General features: G+C 64.7%; 14 protein-coding genes and 1 pseudogene. 10 read left to right on the top strand and 5 right to left on the bottom strand.

Annotated elements, in window-relative coordinates; genetic code table 11:
* Positions 1-14 precede the first annotated feature (14 nt).
* From D1F64_RS02005 to D1F64_RS01960, 10 genes are all read left to right on the top strand, one after another.
* Positions 15-1,064 carry a TRAP transporter substrate-binding protein gene (locus D1F64_RS02005; RefSeq protein WP_117411058.1) on the top strand — a complete coding sequence of 350 codons (1,050 nt, stop codon included), beginning with the start codon at positions 15-17 and terminating at the stop codon, positions 1,062-1,064.
* Between the two features lie 117 nt (positions 1,065-1,181).
* On the top strand, positions 1,182-2,549 hold the full coding sequence (locus tag D1F64_RS02000; RefSeq protein WP_117411057.1) for a glutamine synthetase family protein: 1,368 nt from the start codon (positions 1,182-1,184) through the stop codon (positions 2,547-2,549).
* Positions 2,550-2,551: 2 nt separating this feature from the next.
* Positions 2,552-3,934 carry an aldehyde dehydrogenase family protein gene (locus tag D1F64_RS01995; RefSeq protein ID WP_117411056.1) on the top strand — a complete coding sequence of 461 codons (1,383 nt, stop codon included), beginning with the start codon at positions 2,552-2,554 and terminating at the stop codon, positions 3,932-3,934.
* A 4-nt stretch (positions 3,935-3,938) separates the two neighbouring features.
* Complete coding sequence (locus tag D1F64_RS01990; protein ID WP_117411055.1) at positions 3,939-5,084, top strand: iron-containing alcohol dehydrogenase; 1,146 nt, start codon at positions 3,939-3,941, stop codon at positions 5,082-5,084.
* Between the two features lie 133 nt (positions 5,085-5,217).
* On the top strand, positions 5,218-5,559 hold the full coding sequence (locus D1F64_RS01985; RefSeq protein ID WP_117414355.1) for an XdhC family protein: 342 nt from the start codon (positions 5,218-5,220) through the stop codon (positions 5,557-5,559).
* A 2-nt stretch (positions 5,560-5,561) separates the two neighbouring features.
* Positions 5,562-6,284 (top strand): XdhC family protein, encoded by a 723-nt coding sequence (locus D1F64_RS01980; RefSeq protein WP_117411054.1) that lies wholly within the window; start codon positions 5,562-5,564, stop codon positions 6,282-6,284.
* Complete coding sequence (locus D1F64_RS01975; RefSeq protein WP_117411053.1) at positions 6,281-7,918, top strand: molybdopterin-binding/glycosyltransferase family 2 protein; 1,638 nt, start codon at positions 6,281-6,283, stop codon at positions 7,916-7,918. The genes D1F64_RS01980 and D1F64_RS01975 overlap by 4 nt, the downstream gene beginning before the upstream one ends.
* Positions 7,919-8,023: 105 nt before the next feature.
* Complete coding sequence (locus D1F64_RS01970; protein WP_117411052.1) at positions 8,024-8,680, top strand: L,D-transpeptidase; 657 nt, start codon at positions 8,024-8,026, stop codon at positions 8,678-8,680.
* Between the two features lie 34 nt (positions 8,681-8,714).
* Positions 8,715-9,287 (top strand): OmpA family protein, encoded by a 573-nt coding sequence (locus D1F64_RS01965; RefSeq protein WP_117411051.1) that lies wholly within the window; start codon positions 8,715-8,717, stop codon positions 9,285-9,287.
* 391 nt (positions 9,288-9,678) lie between these two features.
* Positions 9,679-9,882 carry a hypothetical protein gene (locus tag D1F64_RS01960; protein ID WP_117414354.1) on the top strand — a complete coding sequence of 68 codons (204 nt, stop codon included), beginning with the start codon at positions 9,679-9,681 and terminating at the stop codon, positions 9,880-9,882.
* A gap of 91 nt (positions 9,883-9,973) precedes the next feature.
* Here the strand turns inward: D1F64_RS01960 and D1F64_RS01955 are convergent, their stop codons facing one another.
* The 5 genes and pseudogenes from D1F64_RS01955 to D1F64_RS01935 all read right to left on the bottom strand — a co-directional run bounded on the left by D1F64_RS01955 (position 9,974) and on the right by D1F64_RS01935 (position 14,976).
* The gene (locus D1F64_RS01955; RefSeq protein ID WP_117411050.1) at positions 9,974-10,381 is read right to left on the bottom strand and encodes a F0F1 ATP synthase subunit epsilon; all 408 of its coding nucleotides are present in this window, start codon (positions 10,379-10,381) and stop codon (positions 9,974-9,976) included.
* A gap of 131 nt (positions 10,382-10,512) precedes the next feature.
* A pseudogene (gene atpD, locus D1F64_RS01950) lies at positions 10,513-11,936 on the bottom strand (F0F1 ATP synthase subunit beta).
* 25 nt (positions 11,937-11,961) lie between these two features.
* Positions 11,962-12,843 (bottom strand): F0F1 ATP synthase subunit gamma, encoded by an 882-nt coding sequence (locus D1F64_RS01945; RefSeq protein WP_117411049.1) that lies wholly within the window; start codon positions 12,841-12,843, stop codon positions 11,962-11,964.
* Between the two features lie 40 nt (positions 12,844-12,883).
* Positions 12,884-14,416, bottom strand: coding sequence for a F0F1 ATP synthase subunit alpha (gene atpA, locus D1F64_RS01940; protein ID WP_117411048.1), 1,533 nt, complete (start codon positions 14,414-14,416; stop codon positions 12,884-12,886).
* On the bottom strand, positions 14,416-14,976 hold the full coding sequence (locus D1F64_RS01935) for a F0F1 ATP synthase subunit delta (RefSeq protein WP_117411047.1): 561 nt from the start codon (positions 14,974-14,976) through the stop codon (positions 14,416-14,418). The genes atpA and D1F64_RS01935 overlap by 1 nt, the downstream gene beginning before the upstream one ends.
* Positions 14,977-15,238: the final 262 nt, after the last annotated feature.

Below are 15,238 nucleotides of genomic sequence, written 5' to 3'. Positions count from 1 at the left end.
GGGGACTATTCAGCATGACCAACAGACGCGATTTCCTCAAGAACGCCGGCATCGCGGGCGTTGCCGCCGCCGGCGCCACCACGCTCGCCGCTCCCGCCGTGCACGGCCAGGCGCCGATCAAGTGGCGCCTGCAGACCTACGCCGGTCCGGCCCTGGCCGAACACGTCATCAAGCCGCACATCGACGCCTTCAACCAGGCCGCCAACGGCCAGATGGAGATCGAGCTCTATTTCGCCGATCAGCTGGTGCCCACCGGCGAGTTGTTCCGCGCCATGCAGAAGGGCACCATCGACGCGGTGCAGTCCGATGACGACTCCATGGCCTCGCCGACCGAGGTCACCGTTTTCGGCGGCTACTTCCCCTTCGCCTCGCGCTATTCCCTCGACGTGCCGGTGCTGTTCAACCAGTACGGGCTGAAGGAAATCTGGGAAGAGGAATATGCCAAGGTCGGCGTCAAGCACATCTCCGCCGGCTCCTGGGATCCGTGCCACTTCGCCACCAAGGATCCGATCAACTCGCTTGCGGACCTGAAGGGCAAGCGCGTCTTCACCTTCCCGACCGCCGGCCGCTTCATGGCGCAGTTCGGCGTCGTGCCGGTCACCCTGCCGTGGGAAGACATCGAGGTCGCGGTGCAGACCGGCGAGCTTGACGGCATCGCCTGGTCGGGCATCACCGAGGATTACACGGTGGGCTGGGCCGACGTGACCAACTACTTCCTCACCAACAACATCTCGGGCGCCTGGGCCGGCTCCTTCTTCGCCAACATGGACCGCTGGAACGAGCTGCCCGATCACCTCAAGACCATGCTGCAGCTCGCCATGGATGCGTCGCACTACTATCGCCAGTGGTGGTACTGGGGCGGCGAGGCGTCCTTGCGCGTCGAGGGCACCAAGATGAAGCTGACCACCATTCCGGACGCGGAATGGGCCACGGTCGAGGACGCCGCGGTCAAGTTCTGGGACGAGATCGCCGCCGAATCCGAGACCAAGAAGAAGGTCGTGGACATCTTCAAGAAGTACAACGCCGACATGCAGAAGGCCGGACGCCCGTATCGCTACGGCTGATCCATCCGCATCGCAGACGTGAGGCGGCACCCGGGGCGCAGATGTCCCGGGTGCCAACCTTCTGTTTCCGGCTCGCGCGGCCGGCCGTCCAGCTCCCAATTTTCGGAAGATCGTCCCATGGCAGGCAAATTGACATTCGAGGCGTTGAAACAGGCCGTCGCCGACGGCGAGATCGACACCGTTCTCGCGGTCCAGGTCGACATGCAGGGCCGGCTCATGGGCAAACGGTTCCAGGCGGAGTTCTTCGTCGACAGCGCCTGGAAGGAGACCCACAGCTGCAACTACCTGCTGGCCACCGACATGGAGATGAACACCGTCGAGGGCTACAAGGCGACCAGCTGGGAGGCGGGCTACGGCGACTACACGATGAAGCCGGACCTCGACACGTTACGGCTGATTCCGTGGCTGGAAGGCACGGCGCTGGTGCTGTGCGACATGCTCGACCACGCCACCCACGAGGAAGTGCCGCATTCGCCGCGCGCCATCCTGAAGAAGCAGATCAAGCGGCTGGAAGCCATGGGCATGAAGCCCTTCATGGCAACCGAGCTGGAATTCTTCGTGTTCCGGGAAAGCTTCGAGGAAGCCGAGGCCAAGGGCCATCGCGGCCTGACGCCGATCAGCGCCTACAACGAGGACTACCACATCTTCCAGACCACCAAGGAAGAGGAGCTGATGCGCGCCATCCGCAACGGATTGAACGGCGCGGACATTCCGGTGGAGAACTCCAAGGGCGAGGCGGAGGCCGGCCAGGCGGAAATCAACGTGCGCTACGCCGAGGCGCTGACGATGGCCGACCGCCACGTGATCATCAAGAACGGCTGCAAGGAGATCGCCTGGGCCAAGGGCCGCGCGGTCAGTTTCCTCGCCAAATGGCACTACGAGCGGGCGGGAAATTCCTCTCACATCCACCAGTCCCTGTGGTCGCTCGACGGAAAGCCGCTGTTCTTTGATGAGACCGCCGAGCACGGCATGTCGGATCTGATGCGCAAATACATGGCGGGGCTTTTGAGCCACGCCAGCGAGATCACCTATTTCCTGGCGCCCTACATCAATTCCTACAAGCGATTCCAGGCCGGCACCTTCGCGCCGACAAAGGCCATCTGGTCGATGGACAACCGCACCGCCGGCTACCGCGTCTGCGGCGCCGGCAGCAAGGCGGTGCGCGTGGAATGCCGCGTCGGCGGCGCCGACCTCAATCCCTACCTCGCCATGGCGGCGCTGATCGCCGCCGGCATCGCGGGCATCGAGAACGACTGGGAACTGGAGCCCGCCTTCGTCGGCGACGCCTACGGCGGCCGGGACATCCGCGAAATCCCGTCGACGCTGCGCGACGCCACAGCCGTACTGAACGGTTCAAGCATGTTGCGCGCGGCGTTTGGCGACGATGTCATCGACCACTATGTGCACGCCGCAAAGTGGGAGCAGACCGAATACGACCGCCGCATCACCGACTGGGAAGTCGCGCGCGGCTTTGAGAGAGCCTGACCATGAGCAAGATGATCCAGTGCATATCCCCCATCGACGGCTCCGTATACGCGGAGCGCCCCGCGCTCAGCCTGGACGAGGCCCGCACTGCCTGCGCGGCAGCCCGCAGCGCGCAAAAGGCCTGGGCGGCGCGGCCGCTTAATGAACGCATCGCGCTTGTGGAGGCCGGCGTCAAACGGCTCGGCGAGATGAACGACGAGATCGTTCCCGAACTGGCGCACATGATGGGCCGCCCGACCCGCTACGGCGGCGAATTCGGCGGCGTCAACGAGCGCACCGCCTATATGGCGAGCATCGCCGAAGAGGCGCTCGCGCCGATCGTCATCGAGAACTCGGATGCCTTCGAGCGCCGCATCATCCGCGAGCCGCATGGCGTGGTCTTCGTCATCGCGCCATGGAACTACCCCTACATGACGGCGATCAACACGGTCTCGCCGGCGCTGATCGCCGGCAACGCCGTAGTGCTGAAACACGCCACGCAGACGCTGCTCGTGGGCGAGCGCATGGCGCGCGCCTTTTCGGAAGCCGGGCTTCCTGAAGGGCTGTTCGTCAATCTGTTTCTCGACCATGCGACCACCGAGGCGCTGATCGGCGAGCGCCAGTTCAACTTCATCAATTTCACTGGCTCCGTGGGCGGCGGACGCGCCATCGAGCGCGCGGCGGCGGGCACCTTCACCGGCCTGGGGCTGGAACTCGGCGGCAAGGACCCGGGCTACGTGATGGAGGACGCGGATCTGGACGCGGCCGTCGCCACGCTCGTCGATGGCGCCATGTTCAATTCCGGCCAGTGCTGCTGCGGCATCGAGCGGATCTATGTGAACGAGACGCTCTACGACGCCTTCGTGGAAAAGGCCGTCGCCCTTGTCGCCAAATACAGGCTCGGCAACCCGCTCGATCCCGAGACCACGCTCGGCCCCATGGCCAATGTGCGCTTTGCAGCGGAAGTGCGCGCCCAGACGGCGGAAGCCATCGCCGATGGCGCAACCCCGATGATCGATCCGGTGCTGTTTCCTGAAGACGACGGCGGCGCTTACCTGATGCCGCAGATCCTCACAGGCGTCACCCACGACATGCGCGTCATGCGCGACGAGAGTTTTGGACCTGTTGTCGGCATCATGAAGGTGTCGAACGATGAAGAGGCCATCGCACTGATGAACGACTGCGAATTCGGCCTCACCGCCTCGCTGTGGACCAAAGACGCCGGCCGCGCGTCCGCCATCGGCGCGCGGCTCGAAACCGGCACGGTGTTCATGAACCGCGCCGATTATCTCGATCCCGCCCTGTGCTGGACCGGCTGCAAGAACACCGGGCGCGGCGGCGCGCTGTCGGTGATCGGCTTCCAGAACCTGACCCGCCCGAAATCCTACCACCTGAAGAAAGCCTGAACCGATGAATCTCGTCGCCAACTGGAGCTATCCGACCGCCATCCGCTTCGGCGCGGGCCGGATCAAGGAACTGGGCGAAGCCTGTCGCGCCGCCGGCATGCGCAAGCCGCTGCTGGTCACCGACAAGGGGCTGGCGGGGCTGCCGATCACCCAGGCAGCATTGGACCTGCTCGACGCCGAAGGTCTCGGCCGGGCGATGTTCTCCGAGGTCGATCCCAACCCCAACGAGATCAACCTCGCAGCGGGCATCGACGTCTACAAGGCCGGTGGCCACGACGGCGTCATCGCCTTCGGCGGCGGCTCGGGCCTGGATCTGGGCAAGCTGGTCGCCTTCATGGCCGGCCAGACCCGTCCCGTCTGGGACTTCGAGGACATCGGCGACTGGTGGACCCGCGCCGACGCCTCGGCGATCGCGCCCATCGTCGCGGTGCCAACGACCGCCGGCACGGGTTCGGAAGTCGGCCGCGCGGGCGTGCTGACCAACTCCGACACCCATGTGAAGAAGATCATCTTCCATCCCAAGCTGCTGCCCGCCGTCGTCATCTGCGATCCGGAACTGACCGTCGGCATGCCAATGGCAATCACCGCAGGCACCGGCATGGACGCCTTCGCCCATTGCCTGGAAGCCTATTCCAGCCCGTTCTATCATCCGATGAGCCAGGGCATCGCCCTGGAAGGCATGCGTCTGGTGAAGGATTATCTGCCGCGCGCCTTCGCCGACGGCTCCGACATCGAGGCCCGGGCGCAGATGATGTCGGCCGCCGCCATGGGCGCCACCGCGTTCCAGAAGGGTCTTGGCGCCGTGCACGCGCTCTCGCACCCCATCGGCGCGCTCTACAACACCCACCACGGCACCACCAACGCCATCGTCATCCCGCCGGTGCTGACCTTCAACCGCCCCGCGATCGAGCAGCGCATCGAGCGAGCCGCCGCCTACCTGGACATAAAAGGCGGCTTTGACGGCTTCTATGCCTATGTGGAACAGCTCAACGCGGAGCTGGGCATTCCGAAGAAGCTCGGCGACATCGGCGTCGGCACCGACAAGATCGACGCGATGGCCGCCATGGCCATCGAGGATCCCAGCGCCGGTGGCAATCCGGTGGAACTGACGCTGGAGGCTGCCAAGGCGCTGTTCATCGCCAGCATCTGAGCAAACCGGCCGCCGGGTTCCACGGAGCACCCTGCGGTCGCACCTTCCCCGCCTGGCCGTCAGCGCACGCCCCTTTCAAGCCCATGCCCTCGTCCTATATGCTGAGGGAAATACCATGGCAGCGGAGGATGGCATGAGCGAGGCCCCGGGCGAAGCAATCGACACGCACGACGTGCTGTTGACGGCGCAGGATTGGCGCAAGGCCGGACGCGAGGTGGCGCTGGCCACAGTGATGGAGACCTGGGGCTCCGCGCCGCGTCCCACCGGCAGCCATCTGGTGATCGACGGCGAAGGCAATTTCGAAGGTTCCGTGTCCGGCGGCTGCGTCGAGGGCGCGGTGGTCGGCGAGGCCATCGACGTCATCGAAAGCGGCGCGGCGAAAATGCTGGAATTCGGCGTCGCCGACGAGACCGCATGGCGGGTCGGACTGTCCTGCGGCGGGCGCATCCGCGTCTACGTCGAGAAGGTGGCCTGACCATGCAGCTTGCGCTTCTCGAACAGCTCAATGCGGAACGCGCCGCGCGCCGCGGCTGCATTCTCATCACCGATGTGACGACCGGCGCGCAACGCCTGGTGCGCGAGGCCGATCCGTGGGCCGACGACCCGCTGCACGAGGAACTGGACCGACGCTTCCGCTCCGGCAAATCCGGCATGATCGAGGACGCGGCCGACAACCGGCTGTTCCTTGGCGTGGAAGTGCCGCCGCCGCGCATCCTGGTAATCGGCGCGGTGCATATCTCACAGGCGCTGGCGCCGATCGCCGCGATCGCCGGCTTCGACGTCACCATCATCGATCCGCGCACCGCGTTTGCCACACCCGAACGTTTCCCCGGCACGCCGCTGTTTGCGCAATGGCCGGACGAAGTGCTGGGGGCGGAGGTGACGCTCGACCGCTACACGGCGCTCGTCGCCGTCACCCATGATCCCAAGATCGACGATTTTCCCTTAAAAAGCGCGCTGGAAGCCGATTGCTTCTATGTCGGTGCGCTCGGCAGCCGCAAGACGCATGCGACTCGAGTCGAGCGGCTGAAGGACGGGCTGTCGAGCGAGCAGATCGATCGCATCCATGCTCCGATCGGCCTCGACATCGGCGCCGCCAGCCCGGCCGAAATCGCCGTCGCGGTCATGGCGCAGATCATCGAGGACCTGCGCAAGAGCGGCCGCGCCTCGGCGGGCGTTGCGCGCGAGGCGGCCGCGTGACGTTCGGCGAACGCCCGTTGCGCGACTGCCTTAACGGCATTCTCGCCCATTCCTTCAAGACCGACGGCCTCGCGCTCAGGAAGGGCACGCGGCTGACGGCGGAGCACATCGCGCGCCTGCAAGCGGCCTCCGTCGGGTCCCTGACGGTGGCCATGCTGGAGGCGAGTGATGTGCCCGAGGACGAGGCCGCGCGGCGCATCGCGGCGGCGATCGGCGGCGATACCGTAGAGGTCGAACGCGCCTTCACCGGCCGCGCCAACCTGTTTGCCGCCAAAGCCGGCGTCCTCTGCGTCGACAGCGCCGCCATCGACGCGCTCAACCGCATCGATCCGGCGATCACCTTCGCCTGCCTGCCGCAGCATGCCGCCGTCGAGGCGGGGCGGATGGTCGGCACGGTCAAGATCATTCCCTATGGCGTCGCGGGGGATCTGGTGGAGCGGGCACTGGAGACGGTCGGCAAACAGCAGGACGGGCTATCGCTGCTCCGCGTCGCGCCCTACCGTCCGCTGAAGACCGCCATCATCTCGACGACGCTTCCCAGCCTGAAACCGAAGACCATCGACAAGACGCTGAGCGTCACGCGGGACCGGCTCAAGCCCGCCGGCGCGGAGATCGTGGCGGACCTGCGCGTGCCGCACACGGCGGAGGCAACGGCCGCCGCGCTGCGCGAGGCCAAGGCCGGCGGCGCGGAACTGCTGATCGTCTTCGGGGCGTCGGCCAACGTGGATCGCGGCGATGTGGTGCCCTCGGCCATCGAAGCGGCGGGAGGACACGTCACGCACTTCGGCATGCCGGTGGATCCGGGCAATCTGCTGGTGCTGGGCGATCTGGACGGCACGCCGGTCATCGGCGCGCCAGGATGCGCCCGCAGCCCGCGTGAAAACGGCTTTGACTGGGTGCTGCAGAGAACGCTCGCCGGCCTCGAGGTCAGCGCCGCCGATCTGACCGGCATGGGTGTCGGAGGATTGCTGATGGAAATCGTCTCCCGCCCGCAGCCGCGCGAAGAGGCTCCGCGTGCAACCGCGGCCCCGCGCCCCGACGTTGCGGCCATTGTCCTGGCGGCGGGCCGCTCCACCCGCATGGGCGGGCCCAACAAGCTTCTGGCGACCATCGGCGGCGAACCGCTGGTGCGCATCGCCGCGCGCGCGGCGCTCGAATCGCGCGCCGGACCCGTGACCGTGGTGACGGGGCACATGCGCGATCAGGTGGAAGCGGCGCTTGAGGACCTCGATGTACGCTTCGTGCACAACGAAGACTATCGCGAAGGCCTGTCGACGTCCCTGAAGACCGGTATCAAGGCCCTGCCCGCCTCCGCCGACGCGGCGATCGTGCTGCTCGCCGACATGCCGCGCATCACGCCGCAAACCATCGACCGGCTGGTTGCCGCCTACGACCCGGCCGCAGGCGCACTCATCGTGGTGCCCACGGTGAAGGGCAAACGCGGCAATCCGGTGCTCTGGTCACGCCGCTACTTCGACGCCCTGCTGGCGATCAAGGGCGACGTCGGCGCGCGGCATCTGATCGGCGACAATCCTGAAGCCGTCGTCGAGATCGAACTCGACGACACGATCCGGCTGGATCTGGACACGCCGCAGGCGCTCGAGGCCGCCGGAGGGGTTCTCCCAAACGCTTGACGTTGCCGTGCTGTTGCCGCGTAATAGCGGGGTCTCGCACGCAGGCGGGGGGTGGTGCTGTCTCGCCAAGCCCGTTTGCGCCCGCGCGCATGCAGGGAGGGCATCATGTTGCTGACGCGCAGAAAGATTCTGGAGGCAGGCGGCGCCTTGCTCGCCGGCGCAGCATTGTCGCAATCCGCATTGGCGAACACCGCATCCAAATGGTTCGCCGGAGCAGCGGATGACGCGGGATTTATCTACCGGCTGACGAATTTCAAGGTGATCAAGCCGCAGTGGCGGCGGCAGATGGTGAAATATTTCTCGCCGGAACCGCCGGGAACGGTGGTCGTCGATACCCGCAATCATTTCCTCTACTGGATCTGGGAAAACAACACCGCGCTGCGTTATGGGGTTGGCGTCGGACGCGAAGGTTTCCAGTGGTTCGGACACGCCCGCATCGACCGCAAGGCCCTGTGGCCGCGCTGGGTGCCGCCGCCGGAAATGCTGGAACGCAGCCCTGACCTGCCCAAGCTTGTTGAAGGCGGTTCGCCCGAAAATCCGCTGGGACCGCGCGCGTTGTATCTCTACCGGGACGGACGCGACCTGGGATACCGGCTGCACGGCACGCTGGAACCCTGGAGCATCGGTAACGATGTCTCGTCGGGCTGCATCCGCATGTTCCCCGAGGACGTTGTCGATCTGTACCAGCGCTGCCCGATCGGCACGCGCGTTCTGGTGCTCGAGCATCTGGGCGGCTCCACCGCCAATGTCAGCGCCGGCTGAGCCTGGGCACCGCACCGCTTTCCGGGGGAACCGAATGAAGCCGAGCCGACACTCCAGGCGGACAGGCGCCGCACGTGCCTGCACCGCGTCTGTGGCGCTGGTCGTCCTGTTTCTTATCGCGGGCTGCGCCAGCGTGGACAGCATCGCGGTGATCCCCGACGTGACCAACGCGCCGGCGCAGGGATTCGAGAAGGTGGCTTCCGGCAGCGAGCAGGATTTCATCCTGCACGTGGGCCGGCGCACCTATTTCACCGAGAAGTCGGCGGAGCTTGACGACACCGCGAAACGCACGCTCGACGCGCAGGCGCGCTGGCTGCAGGGTCACCCGCGCTGGTTCGTCAAGCTGCAGGGCCATGCCGACGATCCCGGCAACGAGGATGCCAACCGCGAGATCTCGCAACGGCGCGCCGAAGCCGTGATGAGCTATCTGATCTCCCAAGGCGTGCCGCAGAGTCGCCTTTGGGCGAAGGGCTACGGCCGCGAGCGTCTGGTGCGCAACTGCGCGGATATCGAGTGCAAGGCACAGAACAGGCGGGTCGTTTCCAACCTCCGGCTGCAGAAGGACGAGTCTGCGCCGGATTGGGGCAGCCGGCGCATCCAGTATTAACCAGTGCACGGCACGCATGGCGGCTATGATGTCGCACCCATTGCATGCGGCCTTGCGGCTGGTTATCTGTACGGTGCAGACTATCGCAGGCTACTACTTCGCGCCTGCGTTCATGATCCGCCGCCCAGAGCCCCATCGGTTCTCCCTCCGGTCAGCCGGATGGTGGAGCGCCGGGTTCCTTGAGATCGTTTTATTTCCTGCACCCGGACTGTCGCGCCGGCGTCCCACGTGAACGGCGCCAGGGCAATCGCCGGATGCATGAAATGAAACGGTCGCGGCGCTGATTGATGGTCGCACAGTCAAGACCCTTGCGAATGCGCGGTGCGGCTCCGGCTGCCGTCGCGCGTTCGGACATGATCAGGACCGAACGATGAAAACGACGCCGACGAATATGACGAATCTTCCGCGCAGCGGACAATGCAAATGGGTTGAAGGCAGCGGCAGCAGCGCGGACAGCTATGTCTTCCCGTGCCAGAACCGCGTCGAGGCCGGTGTTTCCTATTGCCAGGAGCATCACGCGCTTGTCTACATCGCTCCGGACGAGCGCCGGCGCTCGCGCGGCGGCAACACCGGCTTCAAGCGCATCGCCGCCTGACGCCGTCCGCTTTCAGAGCGATTGAGTACGAAAAAACCCGGCGGAAATTCCGCCGGGTTTTTTTCGATGTCCGTATTCAGGCCGGGGCCGTTCAGAGCGTCGCGAGCGCCGCCTGGACTTCCTTGAGCTGGCCGATCTTGTGCTGCGCAGCCGTGCGCGCCGCATCGTCGGAGGCGTCCGCCAGGTCTTCCTCTGCGTCCTTGATCTCGGCTGCGATCACGTCGGCCTTGAGATCTTCCGCTGGAACGGCACGCTCGGCCAGGATCGTCAGGCCATTCGGGCCGGTGTCGGCAAAGCCGCCCTGCACGAAGATCTTCGACGCGGATCCGTCCGTGTGCTTTACCTCGATGAATCCCGGACGGATCGTCGACATAAGCGGCGCGTGATGCGCCAGCACGCCGAAATCACCGTCGGAGCCGGGAACGACGACCTCTTCGACCGCCTCTGAGATCAGAAGGCGCTCCGGAGAGACAAGTTCGAACTGAAAGGCTTCCGCCATGATCGGCCTCGTTGCTTCGCATGCGGCGCGGCACGGGCATCAGCCCTGCGCGCCTTCTGTCAGGATTGGCCGACGCATGGCCGGCGACCAAGGCGCACACCTTGCGGGCGCGCGCCTCGGCAACATTCGGATCAGGCGGCTTCGGCAGCCAGACGCTGGGCCTTCTCGACCGCTTCCTCGATGGAACCGACCATGTAGAAGGCCGCTTCCGGCAGATGATCGTAGTCGCCATCGCAAAGGCCCTTAAAGCCCTTGATGGTATCGGCGAGATCAACCAGCTTGCCCGGCGAACCGGTGAACACCTCAGCCACGAAGAACGGCTGCGACAGGAAACGCTCGATCTTGCGGGCGCGCGCGACCGCGATCTTGTCTTCTTCCGAAAGCTCGTCCATGCCAAGGATCGCGATGATGTCCTGAAGCGCCTTGTAGCGCTGCAGCACTTCCTGGACGCGGCGGGCAACGCCGTAATGCTCATCGCCGATGATGCGGGCGTCGAGCATGCGCGAGGTCGAGTCAAGCGGATCCACGGCCGGGTAGATGCCCTTCTCGGCGATCGAGCGGTTGAGAACCGTCGTTGCGTCCAGATGGGCGAATGTCGATGCCGGAGCCGGATCGGTCAAGTCATCGGCGGGCACGTAAACGGCCTGCACCGAGGTGATCGATCCCTTGTTGGTGGTCGTGATGCGCTCCTGCATCGTGCCCATGTCGGTGGCCAGCGTCGGCTGGTAACCCACGGCGGACGGGATGCGGCCCAGCAGAGCCGACACTTCGGAACCGGCCTGGGTAAAGCGGAAGATGTTGTCGACGAAGAACAGCACGTCCTGGCCCTGGTCGCGGAAATGCTCGGCGACGGTGAGGCCGGACAGGGCAACGCGCGCGCGGGCGCCGGGGGCTCGTTCATCTGGCCGTAGACGAGAGCGGCCTTGGAGCCTTCGCCGCCGCCTTCCTTGTTCACGCCGGACTCGATCATTTCCCAGTAGAGGTCGTTGCCCTCACGGGTGCGCTCACCCACGCCGGCGAAAACGGAATAGCCGCCATGCGCCTTGGCGATGTTGTTGATCAGTTCCATGATCAGCACGGTCTTGCCAACGCCGGCGCCGCCGAACAGGCCGATCTTGCCGCCCTTGGCGTAGGGCGCCAGCAGGTCGACGACCTTGATGCCGGTGACCAGGATTTCCGATTCCGTCGACTGCTCGACGTAGGCTGGCGCGGGCTGGTGAATGCCGCGGCGGCCTTCAGCCTCGATGGGGCCTGCTTCGTCGACCGGCTCGCCGATGACGTTCATGATGCGGCCGAGCGTTCCTGCGCCCACCGGGATCATGATCGATTCGCCCGTGTCCTTCACTTCCTGCCCGCGAACGAGGCCTTCGGTGGAGTCCATGGCGATCGTGCGCACGGTGTTCTCGCCCAAATGCTGCGCCACTTCGAGAACAAGGCGGTTGCCCTGATTCTCGGTCTCGAGCGCATTCAGAATCTGCGGCAGGTCACCATCGAACTGGACGTCGACGACGGCGCCGATGACCTGGGTGACCCGTCCGACCTTGATGTCAGCCATCACACTGTTCCTCGTCTCAAATCCGTCAGAGCGCTTCCGCGCCCGAGATAATTTCGATCAGCTCCTTGGTGATCTGAGCCTGACGCTGGCGATTGTAGCTCATCGTCAGCTTGTCGATCATCTCACCGGCATTGCGTGTCGCATTGTCCATCGCGGACATGCGCGCGCCCTGCTCCGAAGCGGCGTTTTCAAGGAGCGCCCTGAAGATCTGAACCGAAATGTTGCGGGGCAGCAGATCGTTCAGGATCTCGCCTTCTTCCGGTTCATAGTCATAGATCGCGCCATCCAGGTCGGCAGCTCCCGGACCGGCCGCGATATCGGCCGGAACGATCTGCTGGACCGTCGGGACCTGGCTGATCACCGACTGGAAGCGCGCGTAGAACAGAGTGCAGACGTCGAAGGCGCCTTCGTCGAACATCGCCAGAACACGCTTGCCGATCGCGTCCGCGTCGCCAAAGCGCAGATTCTTGACACTGCGAAGATCGACCGTATCGATCACGTATTTGCCCATATCGCGTTTCAGCGCGTCGAAGCCCTTCTTGCCGACGCAGAGGATCTTGACCTCTTTGCCCTGAGCGAGAAGCTTGCGCGCATGTTCGCGCGCCAGCTTGGCGATCGACGAGTTGAAGCCACCGCACAGCCCGCGTTCGGCGGTACAGACAACGAGCAGGTGAACCTGGTCGTTGCCTGTTCCGACCATCAGCTTGTGGGCGTCGTCGCGGCCATCAAAAGCCCCGGCGAGATTGGCGAGCACCGCATCCATGCGCTCGGCATAGGGCCGGGCGGCGACGGCGGCTTCCTGCGCACGGCGCAGTTTCGCTGCCGCCACCATTTGCATGGCTTTGGTGATCTTTTGCGTCGCCTTCACGGAGGCGATGCGATTTCGTAAGTCCTTCAGGCTCGGCATGGCCGCTCCCGTTCCCGGTTCCGGTCAGCTACGCGAAACGTCACGCAGCAAAGGTCTTGGCGAATGCCTCGACGGCGGCCTTGAGCCGGCCCGTGAGGTCATCGTTCAACGCTTTCTTCTCCCAGATTTCAGCCAGGAGATCAGCGTGTTCGCCACGCAGGTTGAGAAGCAGTCCCTGCTCGAAATCACCCACCTTGTTGACGGGGATGGTGTCGAGGTAACCGTTCACGCCGGCATAAATGACGGCAACCTGCTCTTCGGTCTTCAGCGGCGAGAACTGCGGCTGCTTGAGCAGCTCGGTCAGTCGCGCACCGCGGTTCAGCAGACGCTGGGTCGTGGCGTCGAGGTCGGAGCCGAACTGGGCAAAGGCCGCCATTTCGCGGTACTGGGCCAGTTCGCCCTTGATCGGGCCGGCAACCTGCTTCATCGCCTTGATCTGAGCCGACGAGCCCACACGCGACACCGACAGACCGACGTTCACCGCCGGCCGGATGCCCTGGAAGAACAGATCCGTCTCCAGGAAGATCTGGCCGTCGGTGATCGAGATCACGTTGGTCGGGATGTAGGCGGAGACGTCGTTGGCTTGCGTCTCGATGACCGGCAGAGCCGTCAGCGAGCCAGCGCCCAGCGAATCGTTAAGCTTGGCCGAACGCTCCAGAAGGCGCGAGTGCAGATAGAAGACGTCGCCCGGATAGGCTTCGCGGCCCGGCGGGCGGCGCAGCAGCAGGGACATCTGGCGATAGGCCACGGCCTGCTTGGAGAGATCGTCATACGCGATCACGGCGTGAGCCGAGTTGTCGCGGAAGAATTCGCCCATGGCGCAGCCGGTGAACGGCGCCAGGTACTGCATCGGGGCCGGATCGGAAGCCGTGGCGGCGACGATGATCGAATACTCGAGCGCGCCGGCTTCTTCCAGGGCCTTCACGAACTGCGCAACCGTGGAGCGCTTCTGGCCGATGGCGACATAGATGCAATAGAGCTTGGCATCTTCGTCGTCGCCGGCGTGCAGCGCTTTCTGGTTGAGGAACGTGTCCAGGATGACGGCGGTCTTGCCGGTCTGGCGATCGCCGATGATCAGCTCGCGCTGTCCACGGCCGATCGGGATCAGCGCATCGATGGCCTTCAGGCCGGTCGACATCGGCTCATGAACCGACTTGCGCGGCAGAATGCCCGGCGCCTTGACGTCCACGCGACGGCGTTCGGACGACTCGATCGGGCCCTTGCCGTCGATCGGGTTGCCGAGGCCGTCAACGACGCGGCCCAGAAGACCCCTGCCGACGGGAACGTCCACGATGGCGCCGGTCCGCTTGACCGTGTCGCCTTCCTTGATGCCCCGATCGTCACCGAACAGCACGACACCGACGTTGTCGGTCTCGAGGTTCAGCGCCATGCCCTGGACGCCGCCAGGGAATTCGACCATTTCACCGGCCTGGACATTGTCCAGTCCGTAAACGCGCGCAATACCGTCACCGACGGAGAGCACCTGACCTACCTCGGAAACTTCGGCTTCCTTGCCGAAATTCTTGATCTGGTCCTTGAGGATGGCGGAGATTTCCGCGGCCCGAATATCCATCAGCCGACCTCTTTCATCGAGTGATTGAGAGAATTGAGCTTGGTCCGCAGCGACGTATCGATCATACGGCTGCCGACCTTGACGACGAGACCACCGATCAACGCAGGATCGACGGTCGGATTGATTTTCACGTCCTTGCCGGTGGATGCCTTGAGCGCCTTTTTCAGGGCGGCCAGATTGGCATCGGACAAGGGCTGTGCCGACACGACATCGGCAGTCACTTCGCCGCGATCGGCGGCGGCGAGCGCATGAAAGCTTGCGAGCATCGAGGGAAGCGCGAACAGACGGCGATTGTCCGCCACCAGGAAGACAAAGTTGGCAACGAGACCGCCGATACCGGCTTTCCCGAGCACGGCCTTCATCGCGCCAACCTGATCATCGGTGCCGAAAACAGGGCTGCGCACGAGGCGCATCAGATCCGAGCTTTCGTTCAGCATCGCCTCAAGACGAGAGATGTCGGCCTCCGTCGCCTCGACCGCCTTTTCCTCGCGGGCGAGGTCGAAAAGCGCAGAGGCGTATCGGGTCGCGACACCTGAGACTTGGGATACGTTGTCTGTCACCGGGTTCGTGCTCTCTCAAGACGCGCACCAAGGCCTTATCGTGTGAAATACTCACCAAATAAGACCTTGGAATTATTGGATATTTATGGACGCAGCCAGTTCAAGCCGCAACTGCATCCCGAATGTCGGGCTTCGCATAGCACAGGGATCACGGGTGCGCAACATCACCGACCCGCGGCAAGGACGCTTTCCCACGGTGTTTGGGTGCGAAACCGGCAAAACTACCACCAAAGGATAAGGCGCAGCGCTCCGCAAGCCCGAT

It is taken from the genome of Breoghania sp. L-A4, from assembly GCF_003432385.1.
Classification (GTDB): domain Bacteria; phylum Pseudomonadota; class Alphaproteobacteria; order Rhizobiales; family Stappiaceae; genus Breoghania.
This window is presented reverse-complemented; position numbering and strand designations above follow the sequence as displayed.

Bases quoted from the DNA above. Each gene is read 5' to 3' on its own strand.
- D1F64_RS01960 (WP_117414354.1), top strand. From the start codon at position 9,679: ATGACGAATCTTCCGCGCAGCGGACAATGCAAATGGGTTGAAGGCAGC.
- D1F64_RS02005 (WP_117411058.1), top strand. From the start codon at position 15: ATGACCAACAGACGCGATTTCCTCAAGAACGCCGGCATCGCGGGCGTT.
- D1F64_RS01985 (WP_117414355.1), top strand. From the start codon at position 5,218: ATGAGCGAGGCCCCGGGCGAAGCAATCGACACGCACGACGTGCTGTTG.
- D1F64_RS02000 (WP_117411057.1), top strand. From the start codon at position 1,182: ATGGCAGGCAAATTGACATTCGAGGCGTTGAAACAGGCCGTCGCCGAC.
- D1F64_RS01945 (WP_117411049.1), bottom strand. From the start codon at position 12,843: ATGCCGAGCCTGAAGGACTTACGAAATCGCATCGCCTCCGTGAAGGCG.
- atpA (WP_117411048.1), bottom strand. From the start codon at position 14,416: ATGGATATTCGGGCCGCGGAAATCTCCGCCATCCTCAAGGACCAGATC.
- D1F64_RS01970 (WP_117411052.1), top strand. From the start codon at position 8,024: ATGTTGCTGACGCGCAGAAAGATTCTGGAGGCAGGCGGCGCCTTGCTC.
- D1F64_RS01990 (WP_117411055.1), top strand. From the start codon at position 3,939: ATGAATCTCGTCGCCAACTGGAGCTATCCGACCGCCATCCGCTTCGGC.
- D1F64_RS01995 (WP_117411056.1), top strand. From the start codon at position 2,552: ATGAGCAAGATGATCCAGTGCATATCCCCCATCGACGGCTCCGTATAC.
- D1F64_RS01965 (WP_117411051.1), top strand. From the start codon at position 8,715: ATGAAGCCGAGCCGACACTCCAGGCGGACAGGCGCCGCACGTGCCTGC.
- D1F64_RS01955 (WP_117411050.1), bottom strand. From the start codon at position 10,381: ATGGCGGAAGCCTTTCAGTTCGAACTTGTCTCTCCGGAGCGCCTTCTG.
- D1F64_RS01980 (WP_117411054.1), top strand. From the start codon at position 5,562: ATGCAGCTTGCGCTTCTCGAACAGCTCAATGCGGAACGCGCCGCGCGC.